This window comes from Vibrio sp. CyArs1 (assembly GCF_022432925.1).
In the GTDB taxonomy this organism is placed as follows: Bacteria; Pseudomonadota; Gammaproteobacteria; order Enterobacterales; family Vibrionaceae; genus Vibrio; species Vibrio mediterranei.
The window spans coordinates 243449-263586 of record NZ_JAKRBO010000007.1 but is presented as its reverse complement, the minus strand read 5'-3'; the positions used below and the strand labels follow the sequence as shown (position 1 = coordinate 263586).

Genomic DNA, 20138 nt, shown 5'->3' with positions numbered 1-20138 from the left:
GACGGATTCGAACCATCGAAGGCAGTGCCGTCAGATTTACAGTCTGATCCCTTTGGCCACTCGGGAACCCCCCCAGGAGTTTTTATACTTGTTTGATGTTTTCCCAACACATCACTCAAGTGCGGAGCGCATCATAACAAACTGCGCATAGCTGTAAACCCTTTTTTGAGGATTTTGAATTGAATGGTGCCTTTTTGGACAAAGACGCTTAAAAAGCGTGTTTTTAGTCATTATTTATTAACCAGCGCGGTGTTACATTGATTGTACGTGGATGGTTTCTAAATAGATGAGCATCAAATGTAAATAATCTCTTTAGAATACATTTACACTTCTTGACGTTACTCCTCGTATTACTCGCTACACTATCTGTAGTTTTTACACTGAAGACAAACACGATGAAAAACAAAACAATAATCGGTTTGCTGGCACTGTCTATTCTTAGTGCTTCACCAGCAACCTTCGCCAAAAGGAACGTTGGCTCCAAGGCTATCTCAGTAGTGACTGAACCTGTTGCCATCCATCAAGTTTCTCAATCTCTCTCATTAGTCGGCAAATTAGAAGCGGATCAGTCAGTTATTATCGCCTCGGAAGTCAACGGTATCGTCGATGAAATCAAAGTCACCGCTAACCAAAAGGTTGAAAAAGGTCAGCCTTTGGTCTTACTTAATGACGATAAAGCGCGAGCTGCTGTCGCTGAAGCAAAGGCTTATACCCGTGATCAAAAGCGTATCCTTGCTGAATTTGAGCGTCTAGTAGACCGCAATGCAATTACTAAAACCGAAATTGATGCTCAGAAAGCTGCGGTAGAAATTGGTAATGCGCGATTAGACGCGGCCAATGCTAACCTTAACGATCTTTATATCGAAGCGCCCTTTACAGGTACTGTGGGCTTAATTGACTTTAGCCGAGGAAAACTGGTCAGTGTGGGTACTGAACTGCTGACTTTAGATGACCTCTCGACGATGCAACTCGACCTCCAAGTTCCTGAACACTACTTACCTATGCTTGAAAAAGGCATGGATGTGACCGCCAGAACATCAGCTTGGGGTACACGTATTTTCACAGGTAAAGTGGTTGCAATCGATACCCGAGTGAATCAGGAAACCCTCAACCTTCGAGTTCGTATTCATTTTGAAAATGATGAAAACCGTTTAAAACCAGGCATGCTTGCGCAAGCTAGAATGGAATTTCCACCAATTGAAGCACCTATCATTCCAGTTCAGGCTTTGGAATATTCGGGTACTAAGCGTTTTGTTTACGTCGTTGATGAAAACAACAAGGCACATCGCACGGAAGTATTCTTGGGCGCGCGCGTTGGTAACCAAGTGGTGATTGAAAAGGGTTTAGAAATCGGCCAGCGTATAGTGGTTCAAGGTATCGTAAATATGCGTGATGGTGCCTCGGTTCAAGAAGTGAAATCCGAACCGACAGCAGGTCGCACCGGTGACAAGCCAGCGGGCAATGACAAGGAAGCGAGCTAATGTTGTTATCTGATGTTTCTGTTAAACGTCCGGTAGCGGCAATCGTATTGAGCTTGCTGCTCTGCGTGTTCGGTATTGTTTCCTTTAGTAAACTCGCCGTTCGTGAAATGCCGGACATTGAAAACCCAGTTGTTTCTATCTCTACTCGTTATGAAGGGGCATCGGCTACCATCATTGAGAGTCAGATCACCTCTGTGATTGAAGACCAACTTTCTGGTATCAGTGGTATTGATGAAATAGAGTCGACCACGCGAAACAGCATGTCACGTATTACAGTGACATTTGAACTCGGCTATGACTTGAATACCGGTGTTAGTGACATTCGTGATGCCGTAGCCCGTGCGCAGCGCGCTCTTCCAGATGAGGCGGATGATCCTCTGGTGTTTAAGAACAATGGTAGTGGTGAAGCGTCGCTGTACATCAACCTTAGCTCTTCAGAGATGGACCGCACTCAGCTTACTGATTATGTGAACCGTGTTTTGGTCGACCGTTTCAGTCTTATCTCTGGCGTGAGCTCGGTGGATATTTCAGGTGGCCTATATCAGGTGATGTACATTAAGCTCAAGCCTGCCTATATGGCTGGTCGCGGTGTGACAACGTCAGATATTACCTCGTCACTACGCAGCGAAAACATCGAAAGCCCAGGCGGCGAAGTTCGAAATGATGCCACTGTGATGTCAGTGCGTACCGCACGCGCTTACAACACACCTGTCGATTTTGAGTATCTGGTAGTTAAGCGCGCTAGTGATAATACACCTATCTACCTAAAAGATGTCGCTGATGTTTATGTGGGCGCAGAAAACGAAAACTCGACCTTTAAGAGTGATGGCGTCGTCAACGTTAGTATGGGGATTGTGCCGCAATCTGACGCAAATCCGCTACAAGTCGCTGACTTAGTTCATAAAGAAGTTGAGCGCATGCAGCAGTTCCTTCCACAAGGAACCAGACTGGCGATTGACTACGATTCTACCGTCTTTATCGATCGCTCGATTTCAGAAGTGTATAACACACTATTTATTACCGGCGGTTTGGTTATCCTCGTGCTTTACATCTTTATTGGCCAAGCTCGAGCTACATTGATTCCAGCCGTGACGGTTCCAGTGTCGCTCATCTCGTCTTTTATCGCGGCATATTTCTTTGGCTTCTCTATAAACTTAATTACCTTAATGGCACTGATCCTTTCAATCGGTCTGGTGGTCGATGATGCCATTGTGGTAGTCGAAAACATTTTCCACCATATCGAACGAGGGGAGTCACCTCTGTTAGCGGCCTATAAAGGGACGCGTGAGGTAGGGTTTGCCGTTATTGCCACTACACTGGTTTTGGTGATGGTGTTCCTGCCTATCTCATTTATGGATGGCATGATCGGGTTGCTGTTTACTGAGTTTTCGGTATTACTGGCGATGTCGGTGATCTTTTCCTCATTGATAGCATTGACGCTAACGCCGGTGTTGGGAAGCACTATTCTAAAAGCCAATGTGAAACCGAATCGCTTTACTCAGTTTGTCGACAAGGGGTTTAGAAAGCTTGAGCGCGGCTACAAAGCGGCTTTGGTTAAAGCCCTTAAATTGAGATGGATGGCACCAATTGTCATAGTGGCTTGTATTGGCGGTAGTTTCCAATTGATGCAACAAGTCCCTGCCCAATTAACACCGTCAGAAGACCGTGGCGTTATTTTTGCCTTCGTTCGCGGTGCCGATGCGACCAGTTATAACCGTATGGCTGCAAATATGGACATCGTTGAGAAACGTCTTATGCCGCTATTAGGGCAAGGTTTCTTAAAGTCGTTTAGTATTCAATCGCCTGCCTTTGGCGGTAATGCGGGTGACCAAACGGGCTTTGTTATCATGATATTAGAGGATTGGAATGATCGTGATATCACGGCACAAGAATCTCTCAATGTGGTGAGAAAGTCTTTGGCGGGTATTGCCGATGTCCGTGTCTTCCCATTTATGCCGGGTTTCCGAGGTGGGTCGAGCGAACCTGTCCAGTTTGTTATTGGTGGTTCGGATTATCATGAGCTACAGACGTGGGCGGATAAACTAGAGTTGGCAGCGGAACAGTCTCCGTTTATGGAAGGGGCAAGTACCGACTATTCTGAGAAAACGCCAGAACTTGTTGTGACGATTGATCGTGAGCGTGCCGCAGAGTTAGGCATTAGTGTGTCTGATATCTCGGATACGTTAGAGATCATGCTTGGTGGTAAAAGTGAAACCACCTATGTAGAACGCGGCGAAGAGTATGACGTGTATCTGCGTGGTGATGAGAATAACTTTAATAACGCCAATGATTTAAGTCAGATCTATATGCGAACTAAGTCCGGCGAGTTGGTTACTCTAGATGCGGTGACTTCCATCGAAGAAGTGGCATCATCAATTCGTTTGTCACACTACAACAAGCAGAAATCGATCACCATTAAGGCCAACCTATCGGACGGTTACACATTAGGTGAAGCGCTCGATTTCATGGACCAACAAGCTGTGGAAATGCTCCCTGGTGATATCTCGGTAAGCTATGCGGGTGAATCGAAAGATTTCAAAGAAAACCAATCCAGTATCTTAGTCGTGTTTGGTTTGGCTTTGCTGGTGGCTTATCTCGTACTAGCCGCTCAGTTTGAAAGCTTCGTGAACCCTCTCGTGGTAATGTTTACCGTACCTATGGGCGTTTTTGGTGGCTTCTTAGGTCTGGTAATCATGCAGCAAGGACTGAATATCTACAGCCAGATCGGCATGATCATGTTGATCGGTATGGTGACCAAGAACGGCATCCTGATTGTAGAATTTGCCAACCAGTTACGTGATAAAGGCGTTGAGTTTGAAAAAGCCATTATCGATGCTTCAGCACGACGTTTACGACCCATCATGATGACGGCATTTACTACGCTCGCGGGGGCAATTCCGCTGATTCTGTCTACTGGAGCAGGCTATGAAAGTAGAGTCGCAGTGGGTACGGTAATCTTCTTTGGTATGGCTTTCGCTACCTTAGTGACCTTGTTTGTAATCCCAGCGATGTATCGACTTATCTCTGCTAAGACCAAAGCGCCAGGGCATGTTGAAGCTGAGCTCAATAAAGCGCTGAGTCACGACGTCAAAGCGCGAACCAGTCATGGCGAGTTAACCGACAGCTAAAACCACAGATTAAATTAAAATCACGGTTTCAATTAGTCTCATAAAATGCTCAGTTTCGACTGGGCATTTTTTCGTTTGTTGGTTAGGATTGTTGAGTACAAAAACAATCAATAAGGAAAGTAAAGTGGCTGAATTTAAATACAAAGATCTTCCTCAAGAGCAGCAAGATAAACTGGATGCGGCGGTATTTCGTAAGCTGTTGACTCACCTTGATGAAAACAAAGATGTGCAGAACATCGATCTTATGATTCTTGCAGGATTCTGCCGTAACTGTTTTAGCAAATGGTATAAAGCAGAAGCTGAAAATGAAGGATTGGCGCTGGACATCGATGATGCCCGAGAGCGTGTTTACGGTATGACTTATGATGAGTGGAAAACCAACCACCAACCTAAAGCGACACCTGAACAGTTGGCCGCGTTTGAAGCGCGTCAAAACAAGAAATAGTCATTAGATTCTCTTCCTTTTGAGGAAGAGAATCACTTTTTTGTGATAGCCATTTAAGTCGATAAATCGCCGCAAGACGCTCACCCGTCCATACCCTAATCGGGGTATACCCACTGCCACTAATCACAACTTACTCTTTAGTCCATTTCTATTTAGCACCTCAATGCTAACGTTAATAAAGAATAACAAGAACCGCAGTGGTCATGATTTATGTTTGCATCCAAAAAACAGTTACTAAACACTCAGCAGCAGTTGCAACAGCAAAAACAACAGACGGACACTTTCGCTTGCCAGATTGAGCAATTGCAGCAAGAGTTGGCGCTTCGTGAGCAAACTATCGAGCGGCTGGAGCAGCTGTTGTCTTCGCAGAAAACCCGTTCGCGTCGATTCTTAAATAGCGTGACGACGCAACTGATCTCCACCACCGCCAATATTGAACTGGCCAATAACCAACTTATCGCTCAAAGTGATCAGTTGCAGGCTAATCTTGGCGTGTTTGAAAGCACACAGCAGCAGTTGCATGCTATGTATCAGTCGTTGGATGAAGTCTCTCAGTCAGCGGCAATGAGCAAAGAAACCGTTGCAGCTCTTCAGGTACTTACCAGCGATATCACTCAGTTTATTAGTATTATCCACCAGATATCCGAGCAAACGAATTTACTGGCGTTAAATGCTGCCATTGAAGCGGCGCGCGCTGGCGGGCATGGACGTGGTTTTGCGGTAGTGGCGGATGAAGTACGTTCATTGGCGGGTAGAGCCAATGAAGCCGCCAGTGAAATTTCGGGATTGGTTGAACGCATTGAAGGCAGCACGAACCGAGCGGGGGATAATATTGAATTGGTCTCAAGCCAAGTAGCGGAAGCGTCACGAGGCGCGGCAGAGATAGTGCAAGATACCCAGTCTATTTTGTCTCTCTCATCTGATACGGTAGATGTGATTTACAAAAGCACAGTAGATATTTACGCTTCAAGCGCAATCGCACAATACACCAATATGTGGACGACTGCCCATTCTAAACTCATCGGCGCCGAATACGAGCATTCGCTATTAGAGCTCAAAGAGCACGAAACCATCTTCGGCCAAATAGTCGCTCATCATGATGAAACCCGCCAGTTAGCGAGTGTTGGTGGGCCTTTGCAGTTTTTCGGTGACAAAGCCAAGTCTTATCATGATTGCCTGCAGCACGTGGCGAATGATGAAGCTGATGTGGAACTGATTGGCCAGTTAGATGATAGTTATAGAGACCTTGTACACTATATTTCGGAAGCTCAAGAGCGTGTTAAATCTGATTATCAGCGCTATTAATACTGTTTGAATCGTAACAAACAAAAACGCCACTTCGCTTACCGAAGTGGCGTTTGGTCTTCATTGAAGATTAAGCCAGTTCACCTGTCGCTTCGAAGCCTTCTAGCTTGTCAGTGTAAGGTTGTAGATCGCCAATGTTGTTATTAATCCATTCTGCGTTGTAGTAAGTGTCTAGATAACGCTCGCCACTGTCACAGAGTAGGGTGACAATAGAGCCTTTCTCGCCGCGCTTTTTCATTTCGCCAGCCAATTGCAACACACCGTATAAGTTAGTACCTGTCGATGCCCCGACTTTACGACCTAACATTTTCTCCAACCAGTGGATGGTAGCAATACTTGCCGCATCAGGAATGGTGCGCATTTCATCGACCACACCTGGGATAAAGCTAGGCTCCACACGAGGGCGGCCAATGCCTTCAATTTTGCTACCACAGTCACCGGTAATATCAGCATTACCTGTTTTGAAGAAGTCATGGAACACGGAATTCTCTGGGTCGACAACACACAATTTAGTGTCGTGCATTTGATAACGGATAAAGCGTCCGATTGTTGCAGATGTACCGCCAGTCCCTGGGCTCATTACTACCCATGTAGGAATCGGATGATCTTCTAGCTCCATTTGATTAAAAATAGAGTTGGCAATGTTGTTGTTACCACGCCAGTCTGTAGCACGTTCTGTGTAGGTAAATTGGTCCATATAGTGACCGTTAAGTTCTTTCGCTAAGCGGTGAGATTCGGCATAGATTTGGTCAGGACGATCAACTAGGTGTGCTTTACCTCCATAGAATTCGATTTGCTCGATCTTCTTACGAGCTGTGCTCTTTGGCATAACCGCGATAAATGGCAAACCAAGTAGGCGCGCGAAGTAAGCTTCAGAAACCGCAGTGCTACCTGATGATGATTCAATAACCGTCGTCTTTGGACCAATCCAACCGTTACAAAGTGCATAAAGGAAAAGAGAACGCGCTAAACGGTGCTTTAACGAACCAGTAGGGTGTGTACTTTCATCTTTTAGATAAACATCAATACCCTCGATGCTTGGAAGATCGAGTTTGATGAGGTGCGTATCGGCTGAGCGTTGGAAGTCTGCCTCAATTTTACGGATGGCGTCATTTACCCATTTTTGGTCGTTGTGCATAGTTGAGCGTCCTATTTTCTTTTTAATATGGTGATAATTTACCTACATACCCAGAGAAAAACTTTGCTATATTGTCTGTGGTTTTGCAAATTAGTAGAAAAGTTTTCTATTTGGAGAGTTTGGTGGATATAGATAATACCGATAAAAAGTTGCTTGCACTTTTACAACAGGACGGCACCTTGTCACTAAATGAGTTAGCTGATGCGGTAAATTTGACAACTACACCGTGTTGGAAGCGACTAAAAAAACTCGAAGATCAAGGAATCATTGATAAACGTGTTGCTTTGCTAGATCCAGAAAAGCTCGGCTTGTCATTCACCGCTTTCGTGCAAGTCAAAACGACTGATCACTCACATGAGTGGTATAAAGAATTTGTCGAAGCCGCATCACTTTTTCCGGAAGTGATGGAGTTTTATCGCATGGCTGGTGAGTATGACTACATGATGAAAGTGCTGGTTAAAGACATGAAGTGCTTTGATGAGTTTTACAAAAAGCTAGTCAATAGCATTGATGGTTTGTCTAATGTGACCTCTACATTTGCGATGGAACCGTTGAAGTACACCACGGCGTTACCGATACGTTGATTCAGTAAAAGCTCTCAACTTATTGCCATCAAGCTTGCTTCGTCTGAGTAATCACTCTATAAAAATAGACTAGATTCATATCAAAATTGGCAGGCAAAGGAGTGTCATATGCTGCATCAGTTAATGGTGTCGGTAAAAAAACCGTTTATCAAAATGGTACCAGTGCCTAAGCCAGAGTGCTTGTCGGGCTCTGGTCAAGTACTTAACGTTCCATCACTATGTCATCAGTATTCAGTGAAAAGGCCGTTAGTGGTAACGGATGGAGTGTTGAGAAAACTGGGGCTGCTCGATGATATGCTGGCCGCATTGGACGCCGCCGCTATTGAATACAGTTTGTTTGATGAAGTCCTTCCTGACCCCGACTTTGCCACGGTTCGCAAAGGCGTTGAGCGTTATAAACAGCAGAGTTGCGATGGCATTATTGCGTTCGGAGGTGGGTCACCAATGGACTGCGCTAAGGCGATTGCTGGCAGTGCGAAATCTAACAAAGATGTCTCTAAGCTGACGGGATTGCTTAAAGTACACCGTCCACTGATGCCCATTATTGCTATTCCAACAACAGCAGGTACAGGCTCTGAAGGGACGGTAGCGGCGGTAGTCAGCGATGTAGAGTCCAAAATGAAGCGCTCTATTACCGATCCGTTCTTAGTCCCGAAAGTGGCGGTGTTAGACCCTGATATTATGTTGGGGTTACCCGCACAAATTACCGCAGAAACAGGGGCGGATGCCTTAACTCATGCCGTTGAATCTTATCTGAGCCAATATTCAAATACCTTTACTGAAACGTGCTCAATCAACGCAATTCAAGCAATTTTCGACTATCTTCCAGCTGCTTATCTGCAAGGTAGTGACAAAGTCGCGCGAGAAAAAATGGCTATAGCGAGCTATGAGGCTGGCTTGGCGTTTACTCGAACTTATATTGGTTATGTTCATGCAATTGCCCATCAACTAGGGGCTTTTTACCATGTTCCCCATGGCAGGGCCAATGCGGTGGTTTTGCCCCATGTACTTCGCTTTATTGAACAAAGAGATAACGCCAGACTGACAGAACTGTCGCTGGCCTTGGGATATAAAGACAGTCATCACTTTATTGAAAATGTCGATTCGTTGCTCCGTACTCTGAATATTCCAACGGTGATACCGGAGCTTAAGAAGTCCGACATTCCTCGCTTGGCAAAACAAGCGATTAAGGAAGCGTTTGGTGAGTATCCGGTACCTGAAGAGATGACGGTAGCGGAGTGCCAACAACTATTAGACACATTACTTGATACAGGAGCGCATAATGAGTGCAGTTGAACTCAATGAACAACAGATGATAGAGCGGCTTCAAGAACAGAAAGTCGCATTTAAAGAGTCTCCTTGTATTAGTCGCGAACTCAGACGCGTCAACCTGCTCAAACTGGAAAAAATCCTGCGAGAGAATCAATCTGAGATCTGTGAAGCCATCGCTAAGGACTTTGGGCATCGTTCTTCAACAGAAACAGCGCTGCTAGAAATTTTTTCTTCCATTGATGGCATTATTGATGCCAGAAAGCAGCTAAAAAAATGGATGCGTCCAAAACAACGTCATACTTCAGTTTGGTTCTGGCCTGCGAGAAATAAAGTCGTGCCTCAACCGTTAGGTGTCGTTGGGATTATCGTACCTTGGAACTATCCCCTTTATTTGGCTGTGGGGCCTATGACCGCCGCGTTAGCTGCGGGTAACCGTGTCATGGTAAAAATGTCGGAGAACTCAACTCATCTCTGCCAAGCTTTAGCGCAAGCATTTTCCAGTGCATTTACCGAAGATGAAGTGTGTTTTATCTCCGAAACTGGCTCGACGGGTAAAGCGTTCTCAAAACTGCCATTTGACCATCTTATCTTTACTGGTTCAGGTGCGACGGGCCGCAAGGTTATGGCGGCGGCGGCAGAAAATCTAACACCGGTGACCTTAGAATTGGGCGGAAAATCGCCAACCATCATCGCACCAGATTACGATGTGAAGAAAGCACTAAAGCGTATCCTTGGCGGCAAAGTGTATAACTCTGGGCAGACATGTGTGGCTCCGGATTATTTGTTAGTACCGGAAGACAAGCTCAAGCAGGTGATTAAAGCGGCGAAATCAGTGATGAAGAGTCGTTATAAAACCATTGACCACCCAGACTACACTGCAGTGATAGATGAGGTGTCGTTTACTCGTCTTAACGAGACGCTTCAATCGGCGAAGGAAGGGCAGGGCGAGGTGATTAACCTTATCCCAGCAAGTGAGCCAGACGCTCAGACTCGACGTTTTCCTTTACATTTAGTGGTAAGCCCCGCTTGCGATGAGCCTGTCATGACCAGAGAGATTTTTGGTCCTATCTTGCCAGTGCTGACTTACAAATCCATGGACGATGTTTACCATTTCATTAATGAACGTGACCGACCACTGGCGCTGTATCTATTCTCTGATGATAAAGAACTGCAACAAGCGGTGTTGGAAAACACCATGTCCGGCGCGCTAACCATCAATGATGTGATGCTTCATGTGGCACAGCATGATTTGCCGTTTGGTGGTGTAGGACCAAGTGGTATGGGGCATTATCATGGGCGCGAAGGGTTTGAGACTTTTTCTAAACTGCGTCCAATCATGCACCAAGGCAAGATGTCAGCGATTGGCTTTTTACATTCACCTTACTCAGGATTCGCTCGTCGTGTGGTGAATTATCTAATCAATCGAAAGTGGGGCAAATACCCTCACTAACCTGAGAATCAGAGTAAGGACGAAAGGCGGGGACGACTCCCCGCCTTTTTATTAGTATCGTGACGTTTCGTCGGTAAAGCGCATAACCCCTTCTTGAACTGAAGAAGCAATGAGCTCACCTTTTTGGTTGAAAATTTCGCCACGAACCAATCCTCGAGAGTTACTAGCGTTCGGGCTATCTATTACGTACAACAACCACTCATCCATTTTTACAGGACGATGGAACCAGATGGAATGGTCGATGGTGGCAACCTGAAATTTAGGGGTTAACAAGGTAACACCATGGGGATGCAGTGCGGTAGTTAAGAAACCCCAATCAGATGCGTATCCAAGTAGGTACTGGTGGATAAGCTGATTGTCTGGCATCTCACCGTTCGCACGAATCCAAAGGTATTGTTTGGGCTCTGCCTTCTCTGGCTTCAATGGATTGATGACGGTCACCGGACGCATTTCAATCGGTTTTTCACCGCAAAAAGCTTTGCGAAGCTTTTCTGGGAGAAAGTCAGCGATTCGTGCTGCCAATTCAGATTCTGAAGCGTAGTTTTCTGGTCCCGGTATTTCTGGCATAGCGCTTTGATGCTCAAAGCCCGGAGCCTCACCATGGTAACTTGCCGTTAAGTAGAAAATGGGGCGACCATTTTGGATGGCTTTGACGCGGCGAGTACTAAAACTCTTGCCATCTCTCAGGTTTTCTACATCGTAAATGATGGGCTTTTCTGGGTCACCGGGGTAGAGAAAGTAACTGTGGAAGGAGTGAACTGTTCTATCTTCAGCTACGGTATAACGCGCTGCAGACAACGCTTGTCCAATCACTTGGCCGCCATAAACTTGCGGTAAACCGAGGTTCTCACTTTGCCCTCGGAACAAGTCAACTTCGAGCTGTTCTAGCTGTAATAGTTCTAATAAATCGCTTAGTGGTTTACTCATAGCACCCATCTTTTATTCATAACTTTATTAGCCAAGTGTGGGTTTTGCTGTCAATTTCGTCAAGCAGAGAAAAATGTAGGAATTGGGTGAATTTATTGAAAAAAAGCGTGTTCTTGTTAAGCGAGATACCGTATATCTGATATGTTTATTGCATATTGTTCCTGTTTTTTGCACAGGTCGTAATCAAAAACTCAAGAGAGGCATCATGAAAAAGACACTCATCGGCACGCTGGTTATTGCTTTAGGTCTAGGCTTGGTAGGGTGTCAATCTGCACCTCAATCAGACGCGGCATCTCAAGTTGAACAACAGAAGAAGATGGAAGACAGTATGTCATCAGTGAAAGGCACAATTGCTTACAGAGAGCGTATTGCATTACCGCCTAATGCCGTAGTGACAGTGAAACTTCAAGATGTATCGCTACAAGACGTTGCTGCCACAGTGATCAGTGAGCAAACCTTTACAACCGATGGTGCACAAGTGCCGTTTGATTTTGAGTTAAGCTACGACATGGCAGATATTAAAGCGAAGCATACTTATAGTGTGAGCGCTCGCATTGAAGTAGATGGCAAGCTGCGTTTTATCAGTGATACCTCGTACCCTGTTATCACAGACGCGAACCAAACAGCAAACGTAAATATGATGTTAGTTGGAGTGCGCTAATACCTATCACTGGATGGCAGTTATGGCTGCCATCCAAATTCTTTCAAACGAACCTTACCTTTGATTGAAAACGCCACACCTTCCTCCATTAATCGCGCTCTCTGCCTCAAGAAATCATCTCCTTTCAGCGATATCTCCCCTTTGCCATTAATCACTCGATGCCAAGGTAATGTACTGCCTTCAGGTAAGTTGCCTAAGGCTTTACCAACATGGCGCGCATAACCCGGATAGCCCGCCATTTTGGCAATTTGGCCGTAAGTCGCGACTTTTCCAAGTGGAATTTGGTGAATTACTGCAAAGATTTGCGCCTTAAATTGATCCATACTGAAGATGTCCTAGTTCATTTTGCCAAGGATAGGTAATAAGGAGGAGCTATGGTATTTTCCGTTTTTCAATTCATAATCACAAGTCTACTTGTTGTAGTTTGTGCTAGAACTATCAGCGTTACCGAAGGGGATATCCCTGTGCTAGCGATGATGATCCCTGCGCTGTGGATCTTGCCTCAGGGTGGCATAGCAGGACTGATGCTGCTTGCATCAATGGTGGTATATGGCCTCACTTTGCCCCTTCAGTCCATTGCGATGTCGGTGGCGGTTTGGATACTAATTCCAGTGTTTTCTGTCGCGTTTTCCAAACGAAGTAATATATGGGTCGTCAGCATCATAGGGCTCATAGTCTTGACCCTGAATGTGGGTATTATGCTCACCCAATCCGCGGGTAAATTAGGTGGCACCCCTATGGTAACACTCGTTCAAGCTTTCTCAGTTTTCGTTGCTTGGTATGCGGCGCGAAACTGGAAAGGTTCAACTGAGCATAGCTGGTGGTCATTGGCATTGATATTGCCAATTTGGGCGGCCGGTTTGCCATACGCCGCGCTGGTATCTTTGTGTATGACCGGAATTTTAGCTTCGATGGAAAGTCTCGGAAGGCTGAAAACATTTCGTTGGAACAAGCTGTTGTGCTGGACACTGCCCACGGTAGGTTTTGCCGCCTTAGTCGTGGTGCCATCGATAGAGGTGCCTAAACCAGTATTTGTTGTTTGGCTCTGTTTATTGGGCACAGCATGGATGACCGATTACATTCTGAGCATAGACGAAGAACAGCAAGAACCTTAAAGCCCTTTTTGAACAAGTAAAAGCGCAGACATTGACTACAGTGTCTGCGCTTTGACTATTCTGTAAGCACTTAATCTACTTAGGGTACAAATTTGCAGTGATGGCCTTGCATTCATCGTCACGATACCTGATAATCCTCACACGCCTTGCAACAGTGACCCTTCACCAAGCAACGCAACAAAATCTATGGAGGCCCTGGTCCTCCCGCAACAATAGCTCGTGAACTCGGTCAGGTCCGGAAGGAAGCAGCCGCAGCGAGTGATTTGTGTGCCGGGATGTGGCTGGGGCTTCCACCCATCTAGCGTTTAGTAATTTGTAATCAACGAGTTATAACGCACCACACCTTTCAAATAGCATAGAAAACGCGACTGGTACTGAACTTAGGTACTGAGCTATGCGCTATCTCACTCAATCTAGTAATCATTCTTGGACTTTCCGTTTCCAATTTCCTCGGCGTGTTCGTGACTATTTTTATGGTCAATTTGAATATAAGTATTCGTTGGGTAAAGTGACGCCAAGAGAGGCCCGTTCGAAAGCTCTAGAGCTTGAAAAACGGCTTGTTGACGTCATTTGGAGGGTAGAAGACGCGATAGATCGACCGTCGTCTTGTGAGGGAAAAGAGCTTGTCACTTGCCAACTGGCCGCCAGAATGAAAGTGGATATGTTCCTAGCTGTAGACGCATACAAAAGGGTTTCAGCTTCACCAAAGCTTCAAGGAGCACTGCGAAGGTTGATGTCAGGTAAGGACAAGCAGACCCTCTCCTTATCCGCATCTAGAGACCTACACTGCATTCATAAGTTGTATCCAAGCACCACATCACCTGATGCAAGAGCCCAGCAAATGTGGGCACTGATTTACGACGAATGTTTGACCTGTCAGGAACCCTTTAAGAATAAAGCGCAAAAGACGCTTGTTCGTCACTATAAATTAATGCTGGAAGCTCGTAAGGGTTTGGAGTATTTAGACTTTTCACAATTTTCGAGAGTGCTGAAAGCATTAAGGAAAAATGCTGTCGAGAGTTCAACGGAAGCTGCTCCAGATGAATGTTTCGAGGAGTTTGAGCAACATCCCCCCTTAAAAAACATTGCAGTTGATACCCCTACTGACATAGCTACTTCGAAAGCGCATGAAAGAGAAAGTAACACTGCTACGGTGAGCGCGAGTGAGGTGGATATCCGCTGGTATTGCGAGCAATACCAGACACACCGAAACAACAAATTAGGGGTAAGAAAGAATAGTGAAGGTGTGGCGCTAGAAGCGCAGAAAACGATTGAGATGTGCCTTCTTGTTCATGAGCTTATTGGGGTTCACGATATTACTCAAATCAACGTCACCCATGCAGATCATGCGCTCTCACAACTACGACAGTTTCCTAAAGTTTCCAACTCTAAAATTAACAACAAACGCTTCCATGCTTTTCCAAAGCACCAATGGGTTAAAATCAATCAAGGTGCTGGACTTGAGGTGATTTCAGAATCGACAGTGGGCAGATACATTGAGAAAACCTCAACGATCTACAGTTGGATACGAGACAATTTTCCTATTCAATCTATCAATCCCTTCTGCGGTTTGGCATCTAAAACCGGTGGACCAGTGCTAGATGAAGAGGACAATGTTGCATCGTTTAGCAAAAACGACCTTGTAAAAATATTCAGTCGACCCATTTTCACTGAACATAAAATCAAAAGACATTACACCAAGCGGATTCCCAAATATTCACAATACTGGATGCCTCTAATCGCGCTTCTCAGCGGAATGAGACCTAACGAGATTGCTCAGCTCAAACGCAAGGATTGCGTTCTCAGAGACGACATACTGTTCTTCCAGCTATCAAATCAAGATGAAGACCAATCTCTAAAGAACAAACGCGCACGACGAGCAGTACCAGTGCACAGCAAGCTGATCGAGTTGGGCTTTGAGCGATTTATTGAACCACTTGCTTCTGATGAGCGGCTGTTCCCTGAGCTGTCTTACAGCAAAAAGGAAGGTTATTACAAATCGTTTGGGGAGTGGTTCAAGAGATATTTTTCTAACTACATTGATTTAACTGGCGAAGGGAAGCGGTTTTACAGTTTCCGCCATACGTTTATCGATCAGTTCAAGCAGCGTGGTTCTATAGCAGCGGTACCCGCTTCGATTGTTGGTCATAAGAATGGAAGCATCACTTACGATACCTATGGCAGTAAAGCGGATTTGGCTACTTTGAGGAACTACATTGAGACTGTGAAATTTGATGAAGCCCTTAAAAAGGTGAAGCCTATGAAGTAGAGCGGCTATGTAACTCTGGAGATAGAATTATAAGTGGAACACCCAGATGCAAACGTAATGGTGTGCCCATTCTTACGGGCTTACACTGGTCTTGCGGACTAATCCGTTATATTACTAAATTAGAATGTAACGGATTAGTCCACGTATAAAAAAGTAACGCCCTGTTAGATTTCTATACGTGGTAGCCTACATTTCTCATTTCTATCTTTAGTTGCTCTTGCCAGTTGAGGTTTGCATCCATCCCAACGTAAACTACACCACTAATATCGTTTGGTGTTTCGATGTCCCCTTTAACAACAGCACAAACTCGTGGACGACCTAATTTACCAATAAGGTATCCATGCTCAAACACAACATTTTGGCGCGCACGATACCGACCACTTAAAGCCCCCACTTTAGCTCCTGTATCGCATGGAGTGTAAAGTACAATACCGAAACCAACATTTGAATAATGTTCGATCTTTTCAATAATTGTCATTCCAGAACTTGCCTGCATATGCAAAATGATTGGCTGTAAACCTAAACTAGAAATGAAACTTGCAACATCTAGTTTTGCTATATCGTCATGTCCATGAACAATGAATACTTGAGAATTATTAAACCCCGCATCATCTTGACTATCAGGCCTAACAACAGGCGGAGGAGGCATTCGCCGCTGTGTGGCGGCGTTTACTTGAGCTTGGTTTAAATATCCACGCCTCATGAGAATTTCAAAAATAGGCTCATCTTTGACTGCCCAATGCGTACGAGATAATTCGAAACGCCCTAAGTCAATGTCAACACGCATAGACTCAATTGCGCCAATTGGGAGGCTAGGAAAAATAGGGTCAAATTCATAGCTGAGTACAACCGAGTTCTTTCTAACCCTGATATCAGTAATGTAGCCAATCCGAGTTTGGACCGATTCGTTTTCAGTTACAAATAGCGTGGGGAAACTTTTTAGCTCTTCAATCGCATTCTGATCGAAGAACTTATACCGCTCACTAATTTCATCGGCAGTGTACTCTACAATCGCTCTACTGCGATCGCACTGATAAGGAGTAAGATCCCACGTTTCAGGGTCATGGGAAATAATTAAGTTAAACAATATACAATCTCCATTCTCACGGACTCACATGAAATCTAACGCTCTGTTAAGGTGATGAGCAACGCATAGCAAAAATGCCAAGCGTTGCGAATCACTCTTTAACAGACTGTTATGCAGCTTTGACGATTTTATGTGCGTCAGGCCAGCTAGAATTCTCTAAAATATACGCTCGTATTAACGCTCTGTTATGAGATGTAATGGATGTCCATCCATTTTCCCAAACTTTATAAGCATGCCAAGAGTAGCCAAGGTAAAGCTCTTGCCGCATTGTTTCCATAGAGCGGAGTACTATCTCTAAGTATGCGTCTTTGAGAGGCGTTGAGCCAATGTCGAGAATGCTACCTAAGTGAACAAGCCATTTGGCTAACTGTTCGTATTGCTCCCACGCTCCTTGCTCGCCTGTGAGCTTACGTTTTTCAGTTATTACTGTTTCAATTAATCCAATGACCTTTTCATTAACCAAAGACAAACCTGATGCATTAATTGATGCAATAATTTCAAAAAATGAACTTTCAATACGGATATACGAAGGAGTAAACGAGCTACCTTTATAAAGAACCTTTTTCAAGTTTTCTAAACTTGCCTCGTGCTTCCCTTCGACTTTGCTAAGCTCTAAATTTAATTGTTTAAAGAACTCATTAGTTTCCATGTTGTCAATAACACGAATTCCGAAGCAATATGAATAATAGTCTTTAAGATATTGAGAAACTGGAGACCTAGATACAAAAATTACACTGGAGCCAATTGCATGGTCATTTGTAAACTTTTTATAGTCATTGATAATAGACTTTAAATTTGTATCTCCTAAAGAGTACCCCAAAATAACAACAGTGTTTTCGTGTAGTACAGTGCTCAATTTACGAGAGAAGTATGACTCAGCATGAAAGAATTTGAAATAGTCTTCAGAGGTAATAATCATGTCTTCCGGTGAATCTGTAGAGCCGTGTATATGATAGACTTTAACTTGAGACTTAGACCTCGGTATCGGTAATCCAGGAGCGAATGAATGGACTAGGCTGCCCAAACAAAGCTCTTCAACTAATTTGTCATAATTTGTTGTAACCACTCGAAATGAACGATCTGTAAAAAATTCTATGATTGATTCATTGCCCGTCGTAGACAATTTTACTTGCTCAATTAAGCTAGCGGTTTCAGCATGAATACTTTTACCTGATTTTTGCATTTCAATAGCGATGACTTGAGCCGCTTCATCAAGCGCCAAGGGCATTGGCTTCCCTTCTGGGAACAATGAAGACTTAAGTGCCTCCCCATTGCTGGCTATGTCACATAGGTCTTCAAGCAAGCTCTGCCAGCTAGGTGCCTTGCTATCCGTTATTGCTTTAGAAAAACCCGTGCCTGTGAACAAACACAAGCGATCTGATTCTGCCGCATAAGCAATCTCATAGAAATAACTCACTATTACTACCTTTTATTATTATATTTGTCACATATGAAAAATAAGGTAAGAACCTTACCTCATAGCTTTCAACTTGCCAATGATTACAACGACACTACATGAGCAACTTTGCACTTAACATCATGCTCTAAGCTGTTAGAGCTCTAGCTGCATAACGCCCTGTTAAGGTGTGAGCAACGCAATACCGACGCGTCCGCACACCACCTTAAACACTAAACGCAATGCATGGTGAAAATACCACGCGTTGCGAATCACTCTTAAACAGTTTGTTTTACATTTATAATTTCCCCGGCGTATTGAGCGCGCTCCAAGTTACACCGTTTTCAAACATTTGATTAATGTCCATTGTCTCATCGAGACCAAATAATATTGTCCAAGCCATGAACAAGAGGTTTTTTGAGAATGTCGACAAATAATCAAACTCTACACCTTTAATTTTTATTTCCGGCGAAGATTCCTTATCTTTTTTAGGTATAACTTCGATATGAAAAACTAAGGCGTATATGAACGAGTTGTTATAAACACTACCTTGTGCAGCATAGCGTGCATGTATTTTTGTTGGGATTCTAACACTACGCTCGAAAGGTTCTGTAGCCCCTTCATATTTCAGCCCTAACTTAAACCTATCAATTAATTCTTGATCAACTTTAAATACACCGTCTCCACTAACGTAGTCCTTAGAAGAGAGAAACTTCTCGGGATAAATTATTTCAGCAGAAAGTAAACGCTTTTCAGAGCTTACAGCACTTAACTTGACGGCTGTAGTCTCTTCAGGGATGACATCACTAACTATGATCACTTTTTGTGCATTATGATAACTCGCCTCAACATACTCTTGATTACTGCATGAAGTCTGTAAAGCTAGCAACGAAATAAATAGTGCACTAATTTCTACAGCCTTACTTTTTAAAGTTGAGATCACCTAACTCTCCTAAATGTATAACGCCTTGCTAAGGTGCAGCTAACCGACCACTTAACTCAAGCAAAGCGAGGTAAACACTGAAGCCAACCGAACCAAAAGTTAGCTGTCACTCTTGAGCAATTTGTTATAACCAACTCCCGCTACCAGCACTTTGTTCATTCAACGTAGCTATCCTTGCCGATAATGCTCGTTGCAATTCAGCGATACCCTCACCATTATTTAGATACATAATGTATCTATGGTGCTGTAGATCAAACGGAATGTCATGCTCTGATTGTGTAATAGGTATTACATGTTTGCCTAGAGTATGTGCTATACCTGCTTCATAAAATACATTTGGGTTTTTGCCGGTAAAATCACAAACCACAATAGTTGACTTAAAAATAAGCGAAAATATATCTTGGATTATTGTAGAGTGCTGCCAAATATCATCAGCCCTCGTACACTGCATTCCCTGCTCGGTAGCTGCAAACTGAACTGCTTCATAGACACTAGATAGTGATGGACTAAAAGGCATCATTACCGAAATCAATTTCTCATCAACTGAATCTGAGGGTAGTGCAAAAATGTTTGGTGAAAATACGACTTTTCTACCTGAAGTTTCTAGGCTCGAGATGTTCTCACCGATGTCAGCACATTTGTTTTCTACATAGCTTTTCACAATATTCAAATTTTCATCGTTAGCACCGATCATCTTTCTAAGAAAAGTTAATGCTAATCCATCATAGTCATCATCACCCCAACTCAGGCTTCTCAATAATCGAGGGTGACTTTCAACTTGGTCTAACATGTTAGTTAATGCAGCTAGTTCCTTCCAATTTGAACTATCAAACTCCTTAACAACAGCTGCCTTCATTTGAAGAAGTTGCTTACCTGAAATAGTGGAACCCATAGTTACCTGCATCCTCCTTGGTTATAACGCTTTACTAGACGGACT

Annotated in this window: 17 protein-coding genes and 1 other RNA gene; 11 read left to right on the top strand and 7 right to left on the bottom strand. The window is 44.1% G+C overall.

The window, feature by feature from the left end:
- Nucleotides 1-395: 395 nt before the first annotated feature.
- The 4 genes from MMA19_RS20380 to MMA19_RS20365 all read left to right on the top strand — a co-directional run bounded on the left by MMA19_RS20380 (nucleotide 396) and on the right by MMA19_RS20365 (nucleotide 6359).
- Nucleotides 396-1481: an efflux RND transporter periplasmic adaptor subunit gene (locus MMA19_RS20380; protein ID WP_081875878.1), complete on the top strand. Its 1086-nt coding sequence runs from the start codon at nucleotides 396-398 to the stop codon at nucleotides 1479-1481.
- Nucleotides 1481-4609, top strand: a complete 3129-nt coding sequence (vexH, locus tag MMA19_RS20375) for a vibriobactin export RND transporter permease subunit VexH (RefSeq protein ID WP_006071399.1) — start codon at nucleotides 1481-1483, stop codon at nucleotides 4607-4609. The genes MMA19_RS20380 and vexH overlap by 1 nt, the downstream gene beginning before the upstream one ends.
- Nucleotides 4610-4733: 124 nt before the next feature.
- Nucleotides 4734-5054, top strand: coding sequence for a DUF1244 domain-containing protein (locus MMA19_RS20370; RefSeq protein WP_006071398.1), 321 nt, complete (start codon nucleotides 4734-4736; stop codon nucleotides 5052-5054).
- A 210-nt stretch (nucleotides 5055-5264) separates the two neighbouring features.
- Nucleotides 5265-6359, top strand: coding sequence for a methyl-accepting chemotaxis protein (locus MMA19_RS20365; RefSeq protein WP_261359918.1), 1095 nt, complete (start codon nucleotides 5265-5267; stop codon nucleotides 6357-6359).
- 70 nt (nucleotides 6360-6429) lie between these two features.
- On the opposite strand, the gene MMA19_RS20360 is transcribed toward MMA19_RS20365, so the two are convergent.
- On the bottom strand, nucleotides 6430-7497 hold the full coding sequence (locus MMA19_RS20360) for a PLP-dependent cysteine synthase family protein (RefSeq protein WP_240207090.1): 1068 nt from the start codon (nucleotides 7495-7497) through the stop codon (nucleotides 6430-6432).
- Nucleotides 7498-7619: 122 nt separating this feature from the next.
- Here MMA19_RS20360 and MMA19_RS20355 point away from each other — a divergent pair, with 122 nt between their 5' ends.
- From MMA19_RS20355 to MMA19_RS20345, 3 genes are all read left to right on the top strand, one after another.
- Nucleotides 7620-8081, top strand: a complete 462-nt coding sequence (locus MMA19_RS20355; RefSeq protein ID WP_240207089.1) for an Lrp/AsnC family transcriptional regulator — start codon at nucleotides 7620-7622, stop codon at nucleotides 8079-8081.
- A gap of 108 nt (nucleotides 8082-8189) precedes the next feature.
- Nucleotides 8190-9377, top strand: coding sequence for an iron-containing alcohol dehydrogenase (locus MMA19_RS20350; protein WP_240207088.1), 1188 nt, complete (start codon nucleotides 8190-8192; stop codon nucleotides 9375-9377).
- Complete coding sequence (locus MMA19_RS20345; protein WP_240207087.1) at nucleotides 9364-10803, top strand: coniferyl aldehyde dehydrogenase; 1440 nt, start codon at nucleotides 9364-9366, stop codon at nucleotides 10801-10803. Before MMA19_RS20350 ends, MMA19_RS20345 begins: the two co-directional genes overlap by 14 nt.
- A 51-nt stretch (nucleotides 10804-10854) precedes the next feature.
- Here MMA19_RS20345 and tesB read toward each other — a convergent pair whose 3' ends face one another.
- The gene (gene tesB / locus MMA19_RS20340) at nucleotides 10855-11730 is read right to left on the bottom strand and encodes an acyl-CoA thioesterase II (RefSeq protein ID WP_038222333.1); all 876 of its coding nucleotides are present in this window, start codon (nucleotides 11728-11730) and stop codon (nucleotides 10855-10857) included.
- Nucleotides 11731-11935: 205 nt separating this feature from the next.
- On the opposite strand from tesB, the gene MMA19_RS20335 reads away from it, so the two are divergent.
- Complete coding sequence (locus MMA19_RS20335) at nucleotides 11936-12391, top strand: YbaY family lipoprotein (protein ID WP_006071391.1); 456 nt, start codon at nucleotides 11936-11938, stop codon at nucleotides 12389-12391.
- A gap of 20 nt (nucleotides 12392-12411) precedes the next feature.
- Here MMA19_RS20335 and MMA19_RS20330 read toward each other — a convergent pair whose 3' ends face one another.
- Nucleotides 12412-12714, bottom strand: coding sequence for an MGMT family protein (locus tag MMA19_RS20330; protein ID WP_124940781.1), 303 nt, complete (start codon nucleotides 12712-12714; stop codon nucleotides 12412-12414).
- Between the two features lie 51 nt (nucleotides 12715-12765).
- On the opposite strand from MMA19_RS20330, the gene MMA19_RS20325 reads away from it, so the two are divergent.
- The 3 genes from MMA19_RS20325 to MMA19_RS20315 all read left to right on the top strand — a co-directional run bounded on the left by MMA19_RS20325 (nucleotide 12766) and on the right by MMA19_RS20315 (nucleotide 15775).
- A complete protein-coding gene (locus tag MMA19_RS20325) occupies nucleotides 12766-13506 on the top strand; it encodes a hypothetical protein (protein WP_031496556.1) in 741 nt (246 codons plus the stop codon).
- Between the two features lie 193 nt (nucleotides 13507-13699).
- Nucleotides 13700-13796: signal recognition particle sRNA small type (ffs, locus tag MMA19_RS20320), an RNA gene on the top strand.
- A 218-nt stretch (nucleotides 13797-14014) separates the two neighbouring features.
- Nucleotides 14015-15775, top strand: coding sequence for a site-specific integrase (locus MMA19_RS20315; RefSeq protein ID WP_240207095.1), 1761 nt, complete (start codon nucleotides 14015-14017; stop codon nucleotides 15773-15775).
- Between the two features lie 172 nt (nucleotides 15776-15947).
- Here the strand turns inward: MMA19_RS20315 and MMA19_RS20310 are convergent, their stop codons facing one another.
- The 4 genes from MMA19_RS20310 to MMA19_RS20290 form a co-directional block, all read right to left on the bottom strand.
- Entirely contained in the window at nucleotides 15948-16862 is a 915-nt protein-coding gene (locus tag MMA19_RS20310; RefSeq protein ID WP_240207086.1) for a nucleotide-binding protein, read from the bottom strand.
- Between the two features lie 109 nt (nucleotides 16863-16971).
- The gene (locus MMA19_RS20305; protein WP_240207085.1) at nucleotides 16972-18279 is read right to left on the bottom strand and encodes an SIR2 family protein; all 1308 of its coding nucleotides are present in this window, start codon (nucleotides 18277-18279) and stop codon (nucleotides 16972-16974) included.
- A gap of 277 nt (nucleotides 18280-18556) precedes the next feature.
- Complete coding sequence (locus tag MMA19_RS20295; RefSeq protein WP_240207083.1) at nucleotides 18557-19201, bottom strand: hypothetical protein; 645 nt, start codon at nucleotides 19199-19201, stop codon at nucleotides 18557-18559.
- Between the two features lie 124 nt (nucleotides 19202-19325).
- Nucleotides 19326-20093, bottom strand: coding sequence for a hypothetical protein (locus MMA19_RS20290; RefSeq protein WP_240207082.1), 768 nt, complete (start codon nucleotides 20091-20093; stop codon nucleotides 19326-19328).
- Nucleotides 20094-20138 lie beyond the last annotated feature (45 nt).

Coding starts and splice junctions, on each gene's coding strand:
- MMA19_RS20380 (WP_081875878.1), top strand. CDS start 396: ATGAAAAACAAAACAATAATCGGTTTGCTGGCACTGTCTATTCTTAGT.
- vexH (WP_006071399.1), top strand. CDS start 1,481: ATGTTGTTATCTGATGTTTCTGTTAAACGTCCGGTAGCGGCAATCGTA.
- MMA19_RS20365 (WP_261359918.1), top strand. CDS start 5,265: ATGTTTGCATCCAAAAAACAGTTACTAAACACTCAGCAGCAGTTGCAA.
- MMA19_RS20360 (WP_240207090.1), bottom strand. CDS start 7,497: ATGCACAACGACCAAAAATGGGTAAATGACGCCATCCGTAAAATTGAG.
- MMA19_RS20350 (WP_240207088.1), top strand. CDS start 8,190: ATGCTGCATCAGTTAATGGTGTCGGTAAAAAAACCGTTTATCAAAATG.
- MMA19_RS20345 (WP_240207087.1), top strand. CDS start 9,364: ATGAGTGCAGTTGAACTCAATGAACAACAGATGATAGAGCGGCTTCAA.
- tesB (WP_038222333.1), bottom strand. CDS start 11,730: ATGAGTAAACCACTAAGCGATTTATTAGAACTATTACAGCTAGAACAG.
- MMA19_RS20335 (WP_006071391.1), top strand. CDS start 11,936: ATGAAAAAGACACTCATCGGCACGCTGGTTATTGCTTTAGGTCTAGGC.
- MMA19_RS20330 (WP_124940781.1), bottom strand. CDS start 12,714: ATGGATCAATTTAAGGCGCAAATCTTTGCAGTAATTCACCAAATTCCA.
- MMA19_RS20325 (WP_031496556.1), top strand. CDS start 12,766: ATGGTATTTTCCGTTTTTCAATTCATAATCACAAGTCTACTTGTTGTA.
- MMA19_RS20290 (WP_240207082.1), bottom strand. CDS start 20,093: ATGGGTTCCACTATTTCAGGTAAGCAACTTCTTCAAATGAAGGCAGCT.